15 protein-coding genes are annotated in these 16,812 nt (G+C 71.8%); 4 read left to right on the top strand and 11 right to left on the bottom strand.

Annotated elements, in window-relative coordinates; genetic code table 11:
• Positions 1-60: 60 nt before the first annotated feature.
• From Q0817_RS10070 to Q0817_RS10060, 3 genes are read right to left on the bottom strand one after another with little or no spacing between them, the layout of a single operon-like run.
• Entirely contained in the window at positions 61-894 is an 834-nt protein-coding gene (locus Q0817_RS10070; RefSeq protein ID WP_298586696.1) for an ATP-binding cassette domain-containing protein, read from the bottom strand.
• A gap of 60 nt (positions 895-954) precedes the next feature.
• On the bottom strand, positions 955-2,055 hold the full coding sequence (locus Q0817_RS10065) for an ABC transporter permease (protein ID WP_298586612.1): 1,101 nt from the start codon (positions 2,053-2,055) through the stop codon (positions 955-957).
• A gap of 29 nt (positions 2,056-2,084) precedes the next feature.
• Positions 2,085-3,026, bottom strand: a complete 942-nt coding sequence (locus tag Q0817_RS10060; protein WP_298586693.1) for a substrate-binding domain-containing protein — start codon at positions 3,024-3,026, stop codon at positions 2,085-2,087.
• Positions 3,027-3,303: 277 nt separating this feature from the next.
• Between Q0817_RS10060 and Q0817_RS10055 the strand changes: the two genes are divergently transcribed.
• From Q0817_RS10055 to Q0817_RS10045, 3 genes are all read left to right on the top strand, one after another.
• Entirely contained in the window at positions 3,304-4,044 is a 741-nt protein-coding gene (locus Q0817_RS10055) for a GntR family transcriptional regulator (RefSeq protein ID WP_298586609.1), read from the top strand.
• A gap of 65 nt (positions 4,045-4,109) precedes the next feature.
• Positions 4,110-5,027, top strand: a complete 918-nt coding sequence (iolB, locus tag Q0817_RS10050) for a 5-deoxy-glucuronate isomerase (RefSeq protein ID WP_298586607.1) — start codon at positions 4,110-4,112, stop codon at positions 5,025-5,027.
• 160 nt (positions 5,028-5,187) lie between these two features.
• Positions 5,188-5,580 (top strand): tautomerase family protein, encoded by a 393-nt coding sequence (locus Q0817_RS10045; protein WP_298586604.1) that lies wholly within the window; start codon positions 5,188-5,190, stop codon positions 5,578-5,580.
• 188 nt (positions 5,581-5,768) lie between these two features.
• Here Q0817_RS10045 and Q0817_RS10040 read toward each other — a convergent pair whose 3' ends face one another.
• On the bottom strand, positions 5,769-6,776 hold the full coding sequence (locus Q0817_RS10040; RefSeq protein ID WP_298586601.1) for a sugar phosphate isomerase/epimerase: 1,008 nt from the start codon (positions 6,774-6,776) through the stop codon (positions 5,769-5,771).
• A complete protein-coding gene (locus Q0817_RS10035; RefSeq protein WP_298586599.1) occupies positions 6,773-7,951 on the bottom strand; it encodes a Gfo/Idh/MocA family protein in 1,179 nt (392 codons plus the stop codon). The genes Q0817_RS10040 and Q0817_RS10035 overlap by 4 nt, the downstream gene beginning before the upstream one ends.
• Positions 7,952-8,161: 210 nt before the next feature.
• Here Q0817_RS10035 and Q0817_RS10030 point away from each other — a divergent pair, with 210 nt between their 5' ends.
• The gene (locus tag Q0817_RS10030) at positions 8,162-9,175 is read left to right on the top strand and encodes a LacI family DNA-binding transcriptional regulator (protein ID WP_366139869.1); all 1,014 of its coding nucleotides are present in this window, start codon (positions 8,162-8,164) and stop codon (positions 9,173-9,175) included.
• 102 nt (positions 9,176-9,277) lie between these two features.
• On the opposite strand, the gene Q0817_RS10025 is transcribed toward Q0817_RS10030, so the two are convergent.
• From Q0817_RS10025 to Q0817_RS10000, 6 genes are all read right to left on the bottom strand, one after another.
• Positions 9,278-10,291 carry a Gfo/Idh/MocA family protein gene (locus tag Q0817_RS10025; protein ID WP_298586593.1) on the bottom strand — a complete coding sequence of 338 codons (1,014 nt, stop codon included), beginning with the start codon at positions 10,289-10,291 and terminating at the stop codon, positions 9,278-9,280.
• Positions 10,292-10,457: 166 nt separating this feature from the next.
• On the bottom strand, positions 10,458-11,984 hold the full coding sequence (locus tag Q0817_RS10020) for a CoA-acylating methylmalonate-semialdehyde dehydrogenase (protein WP_298586590.1): 1,527 nt from the start codon (positions 11,982-11,984) through the stop codon (positions 10,458-10,460).
• Entirely contained in the window at positions 11,981-13,951 is a 1,971-nt protein-coding gene (iolD, locus tag Q0817_RS10015) for a 3D-(3,5/4)-trihydroxycyclohexane-1,2-dione acylhydrolase (decyclizing) (RefSeq protein WP_298586587.1), read from the bottom strand. Before iolD ends, Q0817_RS10020 begins: the two co-directional genes overlap by 4 nt.
• Positions 13,948-14,886 carry a deoxyribose-phosphate aldolase gene (locus tag Q0817_RS10010; RefSeq protein WP_298586585.1) on the bottom strand — a complete coding sequence of 313 codons (939 nt, stop codon included), beginning with the start codon at positions 14,884-14,886 and terminating at the stop codon, positions 13,948-13,950. The genes iolD and Q0817_RS10010 overlap by 4 nt, the downstream gene beginning before the upstream one ends.
• Positions 14,883-15,869 carry a 5-dehydro-2-deoxygluconokinase gene (gene iolC, locus Q0817_RS10005; RefSeq protein ID WP_298586582.1) on the bottom strand — a complete coding sequence of 329 codons (987 nt, stop codon included), beginning with the start codon at positions 15,867-15,869 and terminating at the stop codon, positions 14,883-14,885. The genes Q0817_RS10010 and iolC overlap by 4 nt, the downstream gene beginning before the upstream one ends.
• Positions 15,866-16,792: a sugar phosphate isomerase/epimerase gene (locus tag Q0817_RS10000; protein WP_298586579.1), complete on the bottom strand. Its 927-nt coding sequence runs from the start codon at positions 16,790-16,792 to the stop codon at positions 15,866-15,868. Before Q0817_RS10000 ends, iolC begins: the two co-directional genes overlap by 4 nt.
• Positions 16,793-16,812 lie beyond the last annotated feature (20 nt).

Genomic DNA, 16,812 nt, shown 5'->3' with positions numbered 1-16,812 from the left:
GGCTGGTGTGGGACCGGCCCCGCGCCCGGAGTTCTCCGGGGGCGCGGGGCCGGGGTCTGGTCAGGCGCGGGGGCGGGCCTGGGACTCGGCCATGCCGGCCTGGACCTGCTGCATCTGGGAGGTGTGCCCGCCGAGCTGCTCGAGCTCGTGGGTGAGCTCCTCCAGCTCCGCACCACCGGCCATCTGGGCGGTGAGGTCCCCGAGCAGGATGTCCTTCTTCTCGTAGTAGCCGATGGACCGCCCGCGCTTGAGCAGCAGGAACCGGTCCCCCACCGGGTAGGCGTGGTGCGGGTTGTGGGTGATGAACACCACCCCCAGGCCGCGTTCCTTGGCCTGGAGGATGTAGCGCAGCACCACCCCGGACTGCTTCACGCCCAGGGCCGCGGTGGGCTCGTCGAGGATCAGCACCTTCGCCCCGAAGTGCACCGCGCGGGCGATGGCCACGCACTGGCGCTCGCCGCCGGACAGCGTCCCGATGGGCTGGTCCACGTCGCGCAGGTCGATGCCCATGTCGGCGAGCTCGGCCTTGGTGGTCTCCTTCATCCTCGCCACGTCCAGGCGCTTGAACGGCCCGAACCCGGTGGTGAGCTCGGAGCCGAGGAAGAAGTTGCGCCACACCGGCATCAGCGGGACCACGGCCAGGTCCTGGTAGACGGTGGCGATCCCGGCGTCGAGGGCCTGCCGGGGCGAGGTGAAGGTGGTCTCCTCCCCGCCGACCCGCAGGGTCCCGTCGGTGTGCTGGTGCAGTCCGGCGATGATCTTGATCAGGGTGGACTTGCCGGCCCCGTTGTCACCGAGCACGCAGGTGACCTTCCCGGCGTCGACGGTCATGGTGACCTCGCGCAGGGCGATGATGTTGCCGTAGCGCTTGCCGACGTCCGCGAGCTCCACCAGGGGCGCGGCGGTGTCGGTGGTGGCGCCCGTGGGCGTGTTCTGCGTCGACACGGTGGTCACCTACTTCCTCTCGACGCGCTTGCGCACGTACATGTTCACGATGGTGGCCAGCAGCAGCATCAGGCCCAGGAAGAACTTGAACCAGTCCGGGTTCCACTCGGCGTAGACGATGCCGCGGGAGGCGATGCCGAAGATCAGCGCGCCCAGGGCACCGCCGATCGCGGAGCCGAAGCCGCCGGTGAGCAGGCACCCGCCGATCACGGCGCCGATGATGTACAGGAACTCGTTGCCCACGCCCTCCCCGGACTGCACGGAGTCGAAGGCGAAGAGGTTGTGCATGCCCAGCAGCCAGCCGCACAGGCCCACGCCCATGAACAGCCCGATCTTGGTCTTCGCCACCGGGACACCCACGGCGCGGGCGGCGTTCTCGTCCCCGCCCACGGCGAAGATCCAGTTGCCGATCCTCGTCTTGAGCAGGATGAACGTGGCGACCGCCACCAGGGCGATCCAGTAGAAGACCGTGATCCGCACGTTCACCCCGGCGATGGTGACCGAGGAGGCGAAGATCGCCTTGGCGGAGGCGAAGCCGTCCATGGTGCTGATCGAGGGCGAGGAGACGGAGCCGCCGATCAGCCGGGTCAGGGCGAGGTTGAGCCCCGTGAGCATGAGGAACGTCGACAGGGTCACGATGAAGGAGGGCAGCTTGGTGCGCATCAGCAGCCAGCCGTTGATCAGTCCGATCGCCAGCGAGGTCAGCAGGGCGATGCCCACCCCGACCCAGACGTTGACGGCGAAGAACCAGCTGAACATCGAGGCGGCCAGCGCGGAGGTGATCACGGCCACCCCGGTGGAGAGGTCGAACTCCCCGCCGATCATCAGCAGGGACACCCCCACCACCATGATCCCGATGGTCGAGGCCCCGTAGAGGACGGTGGAGATGGACTGGGCCTGGGTGATCGAGGGGGCGGCGACGGCGAAGAACAGCGCCACCACGATCGCCCCGACCAGCGCCCCGATCTCGGGGCGGGCCAGGAAGGTGCCCAGCAGGCCCTTGGTCTGGATGCGCTCGTCGGCCGGGGCCGCGGCGGTGGGCGTGGAGGGGGCTCCGGAGGAGCCGCGGTCCGGCGCCGGTGCGGCGGCCGGTGTACGGGTGGAGGTCATGGTCTTCTGCTCCTGGTTCCCGGGCCCGCTCAGCGGATGCCCTCGTTCGCGTACTCGAGGACGTCCTCGGCGTTCGACGAGTCCACGACGGCGGGACCCGTGAGCGTCGCCTGGCCGCCGCCGATCTTGAAGGCGCCCCGGTGGTTCTGCCACAGGGAGTCCACGGACAGGTAGCCCTGCAGCCACGGCTGCTGGTCGATGGTGAACAGCACGTCGCCGTCGACGACGGCCTGGGCGAGGTCGCCGTTCATGTCGAAGGACGCGACGGTCGCGTCGCTGCCGGCCGATTCCTTCGCCTCGAGCAGGGTCATCGTGTAGGGCGCGCCGAGCCCGATGATCGAGTCGGCCTCCGTCGAGGCCTGCAGCTTGGCCGTGGCGGTCGAGGACACCTGGGTCATGTCCGTGCCCTGCACGTAGAGGATCTCCGTCTCCGGCAGCTCCTCCTTGACGCCGGCGCACCGGGCCTCGAGGCCCACGTGGCCCTGCTCCTGGATCACGCAGATCGGGTGCTGCAGGCCCTCCTCCTTGAGCCGCTCCCCCGCCGTCTGCCCGGCCAGCTGCTCGTCGGACCCGAAGTGCGCGAACGCGCCGAGGTCCTCGAACTCGTTCTCGCCGGCGTTGAGGGTCACCACCGGGATCCCGGCCTCCTCGGCCTGGGCCAGCACGTCCCGCAGGGCGTCGGGCTTGGCCAGGGTCACGGCGATCCCGTCGACGCCCTGGTCGATGTACTGCTGCACGAGCTGGGCCTGGCGCCCGCCCTCGGGATCGGAGGCGTAGAGGAACTCCACGTTGTCCTTCGCCGAGGCCTCCTCGGCGCCCGCGCGGATCCGGTCCCAGAACGTGTCGCCCGGGGCGGCGTGCGTGATCATGGCGATCTTGATCTGCTCGGTCTGGGCCACCTGGCCGCCGCCGCCCTCGCCCGCGGCCGTGGTCTCCCGGCCGCCCTCGGACGAGCAGCCGGCGAGCGCCATGGCCGGGACCAGCAGGGCGGCGGCCGCCAGGAGACGCCGGGGCGCCCTCGGCCGCAGGCTCTCGGGGGAAGGACGTCGTGCAGTCATGGGAAGTTCTCCTCGTGTTGTTGCGGGGCCTCGCGCCTCCGGGCGCCGCCTCGGCCGTCCGCTTGGGGATCATCCTGGGTGACCCGGATCACAGATGTCAATAGAATGTATGGACATATTCACATCTCACCCTTCACAATGGAGGAAGCGGCGGTCCCGCCCGCTCGGTTCCACTCCTTGGAGGTCCACCATGTCCGGCCCACTCCGTCTCACGGTCGACAAGACCTCCCCCGTGCCCCTCTACCACCAGGTGGCCCAGGGGCTCGAGGACGCGATCCGCAGCGGTGAGCTGCCCCCGGGAACCAAGCTGGACAACGAGATCGACCTCGCCAGCCGGCTGAACCTGTCCCGGCCCACCATGCGCAAGGCCATGGACCAGCTCGTGCGCGCCGGGCTGCTGGTGCGCAAGCGCGGTGTGGGCACCCAGGTGGTGGGCAGCCAGGTCCGCCGCTCGCTCGAGCTGACCAGCCTGCACGAGGACCTCCAGCGCAGCGGGGGCAGTCCCAGCACGGACGTGCTGGACTTCGCGCGGATCCCTGCCGACGATGAGGTGGCGCTGCTGCTGGGCATCGCGCCGGGCGACGAGGTCTACCACCTCGTGCGCCTGCGCAGCACGGACGGCGAGCCGCTGGCCCTCATGGAGAACTGGATCCCCTGCGCGCTGTGCGAGCTCACGCGCGAGCAGCTCGAGCAGGAAGGGCTGTACTCCCTCATGCGCGGCCAGGGCGTCAACTTCCAGCTCGCCCACCAGCGGGTGGGCGCCGTCTCGGCCGACGCGTTCCAGGCGGAGCAGCTGGGCGTCGAGCCCGGCGCCGCGCTGGTCAGCATGCACCGCACCGCCATGGACGACCTCGGCCGCCAGGTCGAGACCGGCCGACACGTGTACCGGGCCGACAAGTACACCTTCGAGCTGACCCTCGTCCAGCGCTGAGCGCCGGACCACCGCCGCGGCCCGAGACCACCGCACGACGACGACACCGGAAGGCACACCGACCCATGCACACCGACAGCTCCCGCCCCGAATGGGTCCACCCCAAGGACTCCGCCGCCCAGGACGGCTGGTTCGTCTCCCTGGGCGGCCACGACTCGGCCACCGAGGTCCCCGGCTGGGCCCACACGGGCCTGCGCGTGGCCGACCTCGGCCCGGGCGACCGGATCAGCCTGGACGCCGCCGAGGAGGAGCGCATCGTGGTGCCCCTCTCGGGCAGCTTCACGGCCGAGACCGGCGGGCAGAGCTACGAGCTCGCCGGCCGGGCGTCCGTCTTCGCCGGCCCCACTGACGTCCTCTACACCGGGATCCGCCGGGACCTGTCGGTGTCCACCGCCACCGGCGGCCGGGTGGCCGTGGCCTCGGCGCCCGCGCGCGCGGAGCACCCCACCCGGCTCGTGGGCCGCGACGAGATCCCGGTGGAGCTCCGCGGTGCGGGCAGCTGCTCCCGGCAGGTGCACAACTTCGGCACGCCCGCCGCACTGGAGGCCGACCGGTTCATCGTGTGCGAGGTGCTCACGCCCGCGGGCAACTGGTCCTCCTATCCTCCGCACAAGCACGACGAGGAGAAGGACGGAGAGACCGCGCTGGAGGAGATCTACTACTTCGAGACGCAGCTCGCCGAGGGCATGCCCGCCCCGGAGGGCGACGGCACGGACCCCATGGGCTACCAGCGGGTCTACGCCTCGGACGACCGCCCCATCGACGTCAGCGCGGAGGTGCGCTCGGGCGACGTCGTCCTGGTGCCCTACGGCTGGCACGGCCCCGCCATGGCGACCCCGGGCTACGACCTGTACTACCTCAACGTCATGGCCGGCCCGGGCCGGGTGCGGGAGTGGCTGATCAGCGACGACCCCCACCACGGCTGGATCCGCCGGACCTGGGACGAGTCGGCCGTCGACCCCCGGCTGCCGTTCGGACGCTGAGCCGATCCGCCCCGATCCGTCCCGTCCGGGCGACCGGGCCGGCGGCGCCCTCCGCAGTCCGCTCCCCGGAGGACCCGTCCGGCGTCTCCTACACCGGCAGACACCGCACCCGGCACCGCACGGTTCCGCCCCTCCCCGCATCGACCGAAAGGCTCCGACCATGCCCCTCGTGCGCATCGACGTCATCCAGGACCGCCGTTCCCCCGCCCAGCTCCGCGAGCTCGCCGACACCGTCCAGGACGTCATGCTGGACACCTTCGCGGCCCCGCCCCGCGACCGCTACCAGATCATCACCGAGCACAGGCCCGGCCAGATCATCGCCGAGGACACCGGACTGGGCTACACCCGCACCGACGACCTGGTGGTCGTCCAGGTCACCCAGCAGGGGCGCAGCGAGGCCCAGAAGCAGGCCATGTACCGGGCCCTGGCCGACCGCCTCGAGCAGCGCACCGGACTGGACCCGCAGGACCTCATCGTCTCCGTCACCGAGAACACCCGCGAGGACTGGTCCTTCGGCCTGGGCACCGCCCAGTTCCTCACCGGACAGCTCTAGCCCCGCACTCCTCCCTCCCGCAGCCGGCTCCGACATCACGACAGGCCCGCCGCGCGCCGGGAGTCCCCCGGCGGGCAGGTCCCCGGCGGGCAGGTCCCCAGCGGGCAGGTCCTCGGCGGGCAGGCTCCGACGACGGACGGGTCCCCTCCGTGGCCGGAGGGGACCCGTCGTTCCGGGCAGCTGCGGGGTCAGCGCAGGGCGGCGACGGACGCGGCGGCGTCCTTCAGGACGCCCGCGGCGATCTCGAGACCCTCGATCCGGCCCAGGGAGACGTCCTCGTGCTCGATGTTGACCGCCATGTCCGGGTCGACCTCGAGCAGGGCGGTGAGGAACTCGGCCCAGTAGGCGGTGTCGTGGCCGCGGCCCAGCGCCACGAAGTCCCAGGCGGAGTTCTTGGGCCACTCGTTGGCCCACTCGTCGCCGCCGAGGTTGGTGCGGTCCTCCTCGGGCGCGAGGCGGCGGAAGCTGTTGTCCAGCACGCCGTAGAGCGCGGCGTTGGCCTGGTTGATCCGCACGTCCTTGGCCGCCGCGTGGACCACGAGCGGGCCGAGTTCGCGCACCACGGCGACCGGATCCATCTGCTGCCAGAACAGGTGCGACGCGTCGAGCTCGACACCCACGTGGGTGGCGCCGGTCAGCTCGATGAGCTTGCGGACGTCGGCGGTGTTGAACACGACGTTCTGCGGGTGCAGCTCCAGGGCCACCTTCACGCCGTGGTCGGCGGCGAGGCGGTCGGTCTCCCGCCAGAAGTCGGCCACGATTCCCCACTGGTAGTCCAGGACGTCCAGGGCTCCGGAGTTCCAGGCGTTGACGACCCAGTTGGGCACGGTGGCCCCGGGCTCCCCGCCGGGCAGCCCGGACATGGTCACCACGCGGGTCTGGCCCAGCCGCTCGGCCAGCCGGATGGAGCGGCGGATGTCCTCGGTGTGCTTCTCACCGATCTCCCGCTTGGGGTGCAGCGGGTTGCCGTTGCAGTTGAGGCCGGCGATCGAGACGCCGGTGCCCTCGAAGACGCCCAGGTAGTCGTCGCGGGCGGCGTCACTCTCCAGGATCTGGTCCATGTTCGGGACGTGGACGGCCGGGAGGAAACCTCCCGTGTTGATCTCGATGCCGGTCAGGCCCAGGTCCGCGATGACCTTCAGGGCCTCGGAGAGCGGGCGGTCGTGCAGGATCGCGTTGTAGACGCCGAGCTTCACAGGGTGACCTTCTTTCCGTGGTGGGTGGCGGACTCCACTGCCGCCTCCAGGATCTCCATGTTGTGCACGCCGTCCGCGAAGGAGGCGTTGCGGGGCAGGGACGCCGACTCCTCGAGGCCGGCGACCTCCTCGAGGAAGGCGCGGGCCTGGTAGCCGAAGGCGTCGTTCTGGCCGAAGCCGACGCCGGGGGCGTCCATGGCCAGTCCGCCGCCGAGATAGGCGTGCTGAGGGCCGAGGTTGACCGTGCGGTAGCCGTTGGTGGCCTCAGGTCCGTCGGCGAGGAACAGCTCGATCTCGGCCGGGCGCAGCTGGTTGAACCGCGCCGCGCCCTTCTCGCAGAACACCTCGAAGGTCAGGGTGTTGGGGTGCCCGGCCGCCACCCGGGAGACCTCGAGACTGCCGACGCCGGAGGCGAACTCCGCCGAGTAGGCCGCGTAGTCGTCGTTCTCGACCGGCTCGTACGTGTCGCTGACCTCGACCAGGTGGTGGCCGGTCACCGCGCCGAGCGGCAGCGGCCGCTCGGGAACGGCCGTGGTCAGCCGGCCGCCGCTCACGGAGCGGATGTCCCCGCAGAGGAACTCCGCCACGTAGGCCAGGTGGCTGCCGACGTCGGCCAGCGCCCCGGAGCCGGGACCGCCCTGGTACCGCCAGCTCATGGGCGCCTTCGGGTTCACGCCGTAGTCGGTCCAGTACCGGCCGCTGAAGTGCAGCACCTTCCCCAGCGTTCCGCCCTGGATCAGGTCGCGGATCGCGGCGATGCCGGGGGTGCGCCGGAAGGTGAAGCCGATGCGCGCGATGGTGTCCGCCTGCTCGGCGGCCCGGGCCATGGCCCGGGCCTCCTCGAGGGTGTCGCTGAGCGGCTTCTCGCACAGCACATGCTTGCCGGCCTCCAGCAGGCCCTCGACGGCCCGGCGGTGGAAGCGGTTCGCGATGACCACGCTGACCACGTCGATCTCCGGGTCCTCCGCGATCTCCTCCCAGGAGCCGACCGCCTTCTGGTAGCCGTAGCGGCGGGCGACGTGAGCGCCCAGCGTCTCGTTGACGTCCCCGATGGCGGCGTAGCGCAGCGGGGGCAGGACGGGGTCGTAGAGGGTGGGCGCCACACGGTAGGCCGCGGCGTGGGCCTGCCCGGCCATGCCGGCGCCGATGACGGCGATGCCGATGCTGTCGGTCATGTTTCTTCTCCTGGAGTGGGACGGGACGAACCGCGAAAGCGGCAGGGACGAGCAAGGGTGGGACGAGAGAGGGCGGGACGGGAAAGATCGGCGCCGCGGAGCCGGACACTGTGCCGCCGGTCACTTTTTGGAGCGCTCCAATAAGCGTAGGATCTTCCGGGAGCAGGGTCAAGGGATTTGTCAGGACAAACTGAGAGGGACAATGGTGTGGTGAACTCGCGTCCGTCCCGCCCGCCCACCATCTACGACGTCGCCCGGACCGCGGGCGTCTCCAAGTCCCTCGTGTCCCTCGTCCTGCGCGGCTCCCCCAGCGTGTCCGAGGCCCGGCGGACGGCCGTCCTGGAGGCGGTGGAGCAGCTGGGCTACCGCCCCAGCCAGGCCGCCGCGACGCTGGCCGGGGCCACCACCCGCACCATCGGCGTGGTCATCGACGACTTCCGGAACCTCTGGTTCGTCTCTCTTCTCCAGGGACTGCAGGAGGGACTGGCCCCGCACGGCTTCCGCATCGCGGTCTCCGACCACACGATGAACGCGCACGTGGAGGCCGGTCCGCTGGACGGCTTCCTGGCCATGCGGGTCGACGGGCTGGTCATCGCCACCGAGCCGACGCCCGCCATGCGCGTGCCGGTGGGCCTGCCCGTGGTGGTCGCGGGCAGTCGGCTGGGGGTCGTGCTTGGCGCGGACGTCGTGGCCGACGACGACCGCCTGGGCGGCCGCCTGGCCACGGAGCACCTCCTGGAGCTCGGCCACCGCCGGCTCGGGCACCTCACCGGCGACGGCGGGGCGGCGCGGCTGCGGGCCGAGGGCTTCCGGGACGCCGTCCGGGCGCGGGGGCTGCGCGCCCCCGAGGTGCGCGGTGCGGGCCGCACCACGGAGGAGGACGGCTACCGGGCCGCGCGGCGGCTGCTCGACGAGGCGCCGGCCACGACCGCGGTCTTCGCCGCGAACGACACCATGGCCATGGGCGCGCTGGCAGCGGCCCGCGAGCGCGGACTGCGGGTGCCGGAGGACCTGTCCGTGATCGGCTACGACGACTCCCCCATCGCGGCCACGCACCTGCTGCAGCTCACGACCGTCGACGGTCGCAACGCCGAGGTCGGGGCCGCCGCGGCCGAGCGCCTCGTGCGGCGGGTGACGACGACGGCGGACGAGCCGGTGCGGACCGCGCTGCTGACGCCCCGGCTGATGCCGCGCAGCTCCTGCGCGGGCCCCCGGGACGGCTGACGGCGGTCACCGGACGACGGTCACCGGACGACGGGGCCGGCCCGGAAGCCGCCGTGGCGGCTCCCGGACCGGCCCCGTCGAGGACTCAGCGGTGGAGCGGGCTCAGCGGTAGAGCTCCGGCTTCTCCTCGAGCTGCACGGGGACGATGTCCCCGCTGGCCTGGGCGCGGACGCCGGCCTCGCAGCACGCCGCGGTGGCGTAGCCGTCCCAGGCGGAGGGCCCGCCCAGCTCGCCGCGCGACGCGGCGTCGGCCCAGTCCTGGAGCTCGATGTCGTAGGCGTCCCGGAAGCGCTCCTCGAAGCCGGGGGTGATGCTGCCGCCCCACGTGCCGGCCGTGCGGACGTAGGGCTCGGTGTCCCCGCCGATGCCCACGACGCCGGTCTCGAAGGAGGCCTGGGTGGCCACCTGATAGCCGAACTGGGCGTTGACGTACGCCTCCACCTGGGCGAGGACGCCGGACTCGGTCTCCATCAGCACCAGCTGCGGGTCCCGCTGGCCGTTCGGGGCGTTGCGGGTGGACCGGCCGATCCGGACCTGGACGGAGGTGATCTCCTCGCCGGTGAAGTAGCGCACGGCGTCGAACTCGTGCACCACGGAGTCGTTGATGATCATCTCGTTGGTGAAGCCCGCGGGGGTGGTCGGGTTGCGGTGCTGGTGGTGCAGGGTCAGCAGCTCCCCGTAGGTCTGCTCCTCGATCAGCCGGCGCAGGGACCGGTAGCCGGCGTCGAAGCGGCGCATGAAGCCGACCTGGATCAGCTTCCGGCCGGCGGCGGCCTCGGCCTGCACCACCCGCCACGCGGAGGCGGCGTCCGGGGTCAGGGGCTTCTCGCACAGCGTGGGCAGGCCGTGCTCGATCACGGCGAGCAGCACGTCCTCGTGCAGGAAACCCGGGGTGGCGATCAGGGCGGCGTCGATGTCACCGCGGTCCAGGACCTCCTGGAAGCTCGTGCAGGCGACGGCGCCGTCGATGTGGGCGACGGCGGCCTCGGCCCGGGGCCGGTCGATGTCGACGACGGCCGCGACCTCGGCGCCGGTGGTGCGGTGGTGGATCCGGTCGATGTGGTCGGCGCCCATGCGGCCCGCGCCGACGACGGCTACGCGCAGAGTCTTGGTCATGATGAATCTCCTTCCGCCCGCTGGGGGCGTGTGGACCCGGTCGGTCCGGATGGTGGTGGAAGCTGCGTCGCTCCGCCCCTGCCGCGCCTTCGCGGGCGGGGCAGGGGCGGGGACCCGAGGTCCGGGCACAGCAGCTGGGAACCGCTGGCCGTGGGACGGGCTGAACTCAGTGGTCGCCCGAGGACGGGAACGCGAAGGACGCCCCCGAGGCGTGGTGCGGCTCGGGCCACCGCTCGGTGACGGCCTTGCCGCGGGTGTAGAAGCGCACGCCGTCGGGCCCGTAGATGTGGTGGTCGCCGAACAGGGAGGCCTTCCAGCCGCCGAAGGAGTGCCAGGCGACGGGCACGGGGATCGGGACGTTGACCCCGATCATGCCCACGGTCACGCGACGCTTGAACTGGCGGGCGTAGGCCCCGGAGGAGGTGAAGATCGCGGTGCCGTTGCCGTAGGGGTTGGCGTTGATGACCTCGATGCCCTCGTCCAGGGTGTCCACGCGCAGCACCACGAGGACGGGTCCGAAGATCTCCTCCTCGTAGGCCTGCATGTCCTTCCGGACCTTGTCCAGCACCGTGGGGCCGACGAAGAAGCCGTCCTCGTGGTCCTTCACGATCAGGTCCCGCCCGTCCACGACGACGGCCGCGCCGTCCTGCTCGGCGGCGGTGACGATCCGGCGCACGCGGTCCCGGGACGCGGGCGTGATGACCGGGCCCATGTCGGAGGAGGCGTCCATGCCGTTGCCCACGGTGATGTCCTTGGCCCGGGCCGCGAGCTTGTCCACGAGCAGGTCCGCGGCCTCGCCCACGGCCACGGCCACGGACACGGCCATGCAGCGCTCCCCGGCGGAGCCGAAGGCGGCCGCCGTGAGGTTGTCGGCCGCGGAGTCCATGTCCGCGTCCGGCAGCACGATCGCGTGGTTCTTCGCCCCGCCGAGGGCCTGGACCCGCTTGCCGTGCTTGGTCGCGGTCTCGTGCACGTACTGGGCGATCGGGGTCGAGCCCACGAAGGAGATGCCGTCCACGTCCGGGTGGGTCAGCAGCCCGTCCACGGCCTCCTTGCCGCCGTGCAGGACCTGGAACACCCCGTCCGGCAGACCGGCCTGCTGCCACAGCTCGGCGATCAGCAGGGACGGTGAGGGGTCCCGCTCGGAGGGCTTGAGGATGAACGCGTTGCCGGTGGCGATGGCGACCGGGGCCATCCACAAGGGCACCATGACGGGGAAGTTGAACGGGGTGATGCCCGCGACCACCCCGAGGGGCTGGCGGAAGGAGTAGACGTCGATGCCGGTGGAGAACTGGTCGGAGTACTCCCCCTTGAGCTGCTCGGCGATCCCGCAGGCGAACTCCACGACCTCGAGGCCGCGGCCGACCTCGCCCTTGGCGTCGGAGAGCACCTTGCCGTGCTCGGCGGTGATCAGGGCGGCGAGGTCGTCGGTGTGGGCGGCCACGAGCTCGCGGAACTTGAACAGCACGGCCGTGCGCCTGGCCAGGGACATGTCGCCCCACGAGTCGGCGGCCTTGCGGGCCGCGGCCACCGTGGTCTGCAGGTCCGCCTCGGTGGCCAGGTGCAGGATGCCGGACACCTCGCCGGTGGCGGGGTTGTAGATCTCCTGGGTACGGTCCCCGGTGCCGGGGGTGCGCTTGCCGTCGATGAAGTGCTCGACGTGCTGGGTCTGCTGCTGGGTCTGCTGGCTCATGCGTTCCTCCTGGACTCCCCGAGCAGCGGGCGCTGCCGGGACTTGTGCTGCTGGTAGACCTCGTAGGCCTCGTGGGTGGATGACAGGGTGGCGGTGCCCGTGACGGGCACGTCCCACCACGACTCGGAGCTGGGCGCGTCGATCAGCGGGTCCGACTCCACGTGCACGAGCACGGGACCGGAGCCCTCCGGCACGGCCCTGGCCTGCGCCACGGCGGCCTGCAGCCGGTCGATGACGCCCTCGCCGGGCTCGACGCGCAGCACCCGCACGCCGAGGGACTCGGCGTTGGTGGCGAGGTCGATCGGCAGCGTCGAGCCGTCGTCGAAGCTGTGCCGCTGCCCGTCGAGGTAGCGGTACTTCGTGCCGAAGCGCTGGGACCCCAGCTGCTCCGACAGGGCGCCGATCGAGGCGTAGCCGTGGTTCTGGATCAGCACCACCACGAGCTTGAGCCCCTCGGCCACGGCCGTGACGAGCTCGGTGTGCATCATCAGATAGGAGCCGTCCCCGACCATGACGACGACGTCGCGGGCGTCCTGGGGCGCCCCGGCCCGCTCGGCCTCGGCCACGGCGGCCCGCTTGACCCCGAGCCCGCCGGCGATCTCGTAGCCCATGCACGAGAAGGCGTACTCGACGTGGTAACCGTACGGGTCCTTCACCCGCCACATCTTGTGCAGGTCGCCGGGCAGCGAGCCCGCCGCGCACACGACGACGTCGCGGTCGTCCATGGCCTCGTTGACGGCCCCGATGATCTCGTTCTGGCTGGGCAGCGGCAGGTGCCGCTCCGAGAACGCCGCGTCCACGGTCGCGTCCCAGCGCTGCTTCTCGACCTCGACGGTCCCGGCGAGGTCGGCGCCCACCCGGTACCCGCCGAGGGCCTTCGTCAGCTCGACGAGGGTCTTGCGGGCGTCGGCGACGACCGGCACGGCGGTGCCCTGCTTGTAGGCGTCGAACGCGGCGACGTTGATGTTGACGAAGCGCACGTCCGGGTGCTGGAACGCGGTGCGGGAGGCGGTGGTGAAGTCCTCGTACCGGGTGCCGATGCCGATCACGAGGTCGGCGTCGGCGACCACGGCGTTGGAGGCTGTGGACCCGGTCGACCCGACGGCCCCGAGGCACTGCGGGTGGTCCCAGTCCAGGACGCCCACGCCCGCCTGGGTGTAGGCCACGGGGATCCCGGTGGCCTCCGCGAACTCCTGCAGCGCCTCGGTGGCGAAGGCGTAGTGCACCCCGCCGCCGGCGATGATCACGGGCCGCTCCGCGGCACGGATCGCCGCGACGGCCGCGCGGACGTCCTCCTCCTCCGGTGCGGGCCGGCGGATCCGCCACTCCCGGGGCGCGAGGAACTCCTCGGGCACCTCGAGCGGCTCGGCCTGCACGTCCTGCGGGAGCGCGATCGTCACAGCACCGGTCTCGGCCGGGTCCGTGAGCACCCGCATGCCGTTGAGCAGCGCCGAGAAGAGCTGCTCGGGTCGCCAGACGCGGTCGAAGTAACGGCTGACCGGCCGGAAGACGTCGTTGACGGTGATGTCGTTGGCGTCGGGGCGCTCGAGCTGCTGGAGCACCGGGTCCGGGCGCCGGGAGGCGAACTGGTCCGAGGGGAACAGCAGCGCGGGCAGCCGGTTCGTGGTGGCCAGGGCCGCGCCGGTGACCATGTTGGTGGCCCCGGGCCCGATCGAGGTGCTCACCGCGAAGGTGGCCCGGCGCCGGGTGTGCCGGGCGTAGCCGACGGCCTGGTGCACCTGGGCCTGCTCGTTGCGGCCCTGGTAGTAGGGCATGACCGTGGGGTCCTCGGCCTGGTACTGCTTCAGGGCCTGGCCCACCCCGGCCACGTTGCCGTGGCCGAAGATGCCGAACATGCCCGGGATCGTGCGCTGCCGGTACTCCTGCCCGCCGATCCGGTCCACGGTCCACTGGTTGGCCAGGAACTCCACGAGCGCCTGGGAGACGGAGAGGGTGCGGGTGCTCATCGGGCGGCTCCTTCCTCGACGGGGTGTCCCTTGAGCAGGGACGCGGCGGTGGCCACGGCGCCGGCGACGTCGCCGTCCTCGGGGTAGAGCAGGGTGCGGCCGACCGTGAGGCCCTGGACGCCGGGCAGCGCCAGCGCCGCCTCCCAGGTCGCGAAGACCTCGTCGGGACGGCCGCTGGGGTCGCCGCCGAGCAGGACCGTGGGCAGCGTGGTGGCCGCCATGACGCGCTCCATGTCCTCGACGACGGGCAGCTTCATCCACGTGTGGGCGGAGGTCCCGCCGAGGCCCTGGGCGATGGCCACGGACTGGATCACGGCGTCGGCCGAGAGGTCGTTGACGATGCCCCGGTCGGTGATCCGGGAGATGAACGGCTCCACCATCGCGATGAGGCCCAGGGCGGCCAGGGAGTCCACGGCCCGGGCGGTGTTCTCCAGCACGGAGCTGGTGTGCGGGTCCTCGAAGCAGATGCGGGTGAGCATCTTGCCGCCGTCGGCGCCGATCCGGTCCAGCGCCTGGGCGGTGTGCCCCGTGAAGCGGTCGTCGATCTCGTTGACCAGCCCGGGCAGACCGCCGCGGTTCATGGAGCCGAAGACGAGCTTGCCCTCGAGCGCGCCGAGCAGCAGCAGGTCGTCCAGCACGTCCGGGGACGCGAGCACGCCGTCGACCTTGGGGTCCGCCAGGGCGATCTGCAGCCGGTCGAGCAGGCTGCGCCGGTCGGCCATGGCGTCGGCCTCGTCGCGCACCCTCAGGGCGCCGCGGGCCGCGTGGTCCGCGGCGACCACGAAGTTCTGCCGTCCGTGCATCGGCCCGGGGTGGCGACGACGGGAGTCGGCGGCGCGCTGGACCGCGCGGGGGTCCTCGAGCCGGACCCGGGTGAGGTGCTCGTAGCGGCGCGGATCCGCCGTGTCGAGCTCGAGCGGGGACGTCGTGGTCATGGGGTGACTCCTTCGGGAACGGCGCGGCCGCGCTCGCGCAGCAGCTGGAAGACCTCGTCGGGGGTGGGCATGGCGTCGGAGCACGAGATCTTCGAGGCCACGATCGCGCCGGAGGCGTTGGCGTAGTCGAGGACCTGCTCGAGGCTCCAGCCCTGGTTGACGCCGTGGCAGAAGGCCCCGCCGAAGGAGTCGCCGGCGCCGAGGCCGTTGACGGTCTCCACGGGGACGGGGGCCGAGACCACGCGCTCGTCGCGGGTCTTGGCCATGACCCCCTCGGGGCCGAGCTTGACCACGGCGATCCGCACGCCGGCCTCCAGCAGCCGGTCGGCCTGCTCGTCGGGGGTGCCCTCCCCCACGGCCACCGCGCACTCCTTGTCGTTGCCGATGGCGATGGTCACGTGCTGGAGCAGCTCGTGGACCTGCGCTCGCGCGTCCTCCTCGGAGTCCCAGAACATGGGCCGGTAGTCGAGGTCCAGGATCGTGTGCTGGTCGCTCCGCAGCTGCTCACGGGGACGGGCCTCGTGGGCGGCGAAGTGGGCCGAGCGGCTGGGCTCCTGGCACAGGCCTGTGACGGTGGACCACAGGATCCGCGTGTCGCGCACGACCTCGGTGTCGATCTCCTCGGGCCGGATCTGCAGGTCCGGGGCCGTGGGGAAGCGTCCGTAGAAGTACAGCGGGAAGTCCTCCGGCGGCCGGATGGCGCAGAACGTGGCGGGGGTCTGCAGCCCCGGCACGGGGCTCACGAACCGGTCGTCCACACGAAAGCGGGTGAGCTCGCGGTGCAGGAAGGTGCCGAACGGGTCGTCGCCGGTGCGGGTGATCACCGCGGCCGACTCGCCGTGGCGGGCCGCGGCGACCGCCACGTTCGACGGCGATCCGCCCAGGTACTTGCGGAACGTGGTCACGTCCTCCAGGCCGACGCCGATGTCGTCGGGGTAGATGTCGACGCTGATGCGCCCCAGGGTCACGACGTCGTAGCTCATGCGTGGGCCTCCGCCTTCTGCTCGGTCTGCTGCGGGGTGCGGGCTGCGGCCTTCCGGGCCGCGGCGGCGCGCTCGGTCATCTGCTCGAGCTGGTAGCGGGAGACCTCCATCGCGTTCTCGTTCTCGGCGAAGACCGAGGAGACCATCACGGACTCCTCGCGGTCGAGGAAGCCGTTGGCCGCGAGCCCGCCGAAGAACTCGTCCCAGTCGACGTCGCCGTCGCCGATCTTCAGGTGCTGGTGCACCCGGGCGGCGCTGCCCGGCGGATTGGTGATGTAGCGCAGCCCGTGCGAGCGGTGGTGGTCCATGGAGTCGGCGACGTGGACCACGCGCAGCCGGTCACCCACCGCGGCCATGATCTCCAGCGGGGCGTCCGCCATGTGGAAGGTGTGCGGCGCCACGTAGGCGAAGCCGAGGTTCGGGGAGTTCACGCCCCGGATCACCCGCCAGGCGGCCAGGCCCTGCTCCACGAAGTCGTCGGGGTGCGGGTCGATCGCGATGTGCACGCCCTCGCGCTCGACGAGGGGCAGCAGCTCCTCCATCGAGCGGTAGAACGCCCGCTCGGACTCCTCGGCCAGCTCGGGCCGGCCCTGGAACTCGGTGTTCATCTGGTGCACGCCGAGGTCCACGGTCATCCGGATGGCGCGCTTCCAGTACCGCACGGCCGCCTCCCGGGCGTCGGGGTCCGGGGAGGACCAGCGCAGGACGGGCAGGACGGAGGCGATCTGCACCCCGGCCTCGCGGCAGGCCGTCCGCAGGTCCGCGACGAGCCGGTCGTCGGCCTTGGGGTGGTTGAAGAAGGGCAGGAAGTCGGCGTGCGGCGTCAGCTGCAGGTACTCGTAGCCGAGGTCCGCGGCGAGCTGCGGGAACTCGAGCAGGGAGTGGGTGGAGTGGAACGGTGTGGGATCGAGGGCGATCTTCATGGACGGTTCTCCAGGTCTGT

Source organism: uncultured Kocuria sp., assembly GCF_947500125.1.
Classification (GTDB): Bacteria; Actinomycetota; Actinomycetes; order Actinomycetales; family Micrococcaceae; genus Kocuria.
The sequence above is the reverse complement of the archived record's forward strand: the minus strand, read 5'-3'. Positions and strand labels throughout refer to the sequence as shown.

Excerpts from the sequence above, each read along its gene's own strand:
- Q0817_RS10065 (WP_298586612.1), bottom strand. The coding sequence starts at position 2,055 with ATGACCTCCACCCGTACACCGGCCGCCGCACCGGCGCCGGACCGCGGC.
- Q0817_RS10060 (WP_298586693.1), bottom strand. The coding sequence starts at position 3,026 with ATGGCGCTCGCCGGCTGCTCGTCCGAGGGCGGCCGGGAGACCACGGCC.
- Q0817_RS10055 (WP_298586609.1), top strand. The coding sequence starts at position 3,304 with ATGTCCGGCCCACTCCGTCTCACGGTCGACAAGACCTCCCCCGTGCCC.
- iolB (WP_298586607.1), top strand. The coding sequence starts at position 4,110 with ATGCACACCGACAGCTCCCGCCCCGAATGGGTCCACCCCAAGGACTCC.
- Q0817_RS10045 (WP_298586604.1), top strand. The coding sequence starts at position 5,188 with ATGCCCCTCGTGCGCATCGACGTCATCCAGGACCGCCGTTCCCCCGCC.
- Q0817_RS10035 (WP_298586599.1), bottom strand. The coding sequence starts at position 7,951 with ATGACCGACAGCATCGGCATCGCCGTCATCGGCGCCGGCATGGCCGGG.
- Q0817_RS10025 (WP_298586593.1), bottom strand. The coding sequence starts at position 10,291 with ATGACCAAGACTCTGCGCGTAGCCGTCGTCGGCGCGGGCCGCATGGGC.
- Q0817_RS10020 (WP_298586590.1), bottom strand. The coding sequence starts at position 11,984 with ATGAGCCAGCAGACCCAGCAGCAGACCCAGCACGTCGAGCACTTCATC.
- iolD (WP_298586587.1), bottom strand. The coding sequence starts at position 13,951 with ATGAGCACCCGCACCCTCTCCGTCTCCCAGGCGCTCGTGGAGTTCCTG.
- Q0817_RS10010 (WP_298586585.1), bottom strand. The coding sequence starts at position 14,886 with ATGACCACGACGTCCCCGCTCGAGCTCGACACGGCGGATCCGCGCCGC.
- iolC (WP_298586582.1), bottom strand. The coding sequence starts at position 15,869 with ATGAGCTACGACGTCGTGACCCTGGGGCGCATCAGCGTCGACATCTAC.
- Q0817_RS10000 (WP_298586579.1), bottom strand. The coding sequence starts at position 16,792 with ATGAAGATCGCCCTCGATCCCACACCGTTCCACTCCACCCACTCCCTG.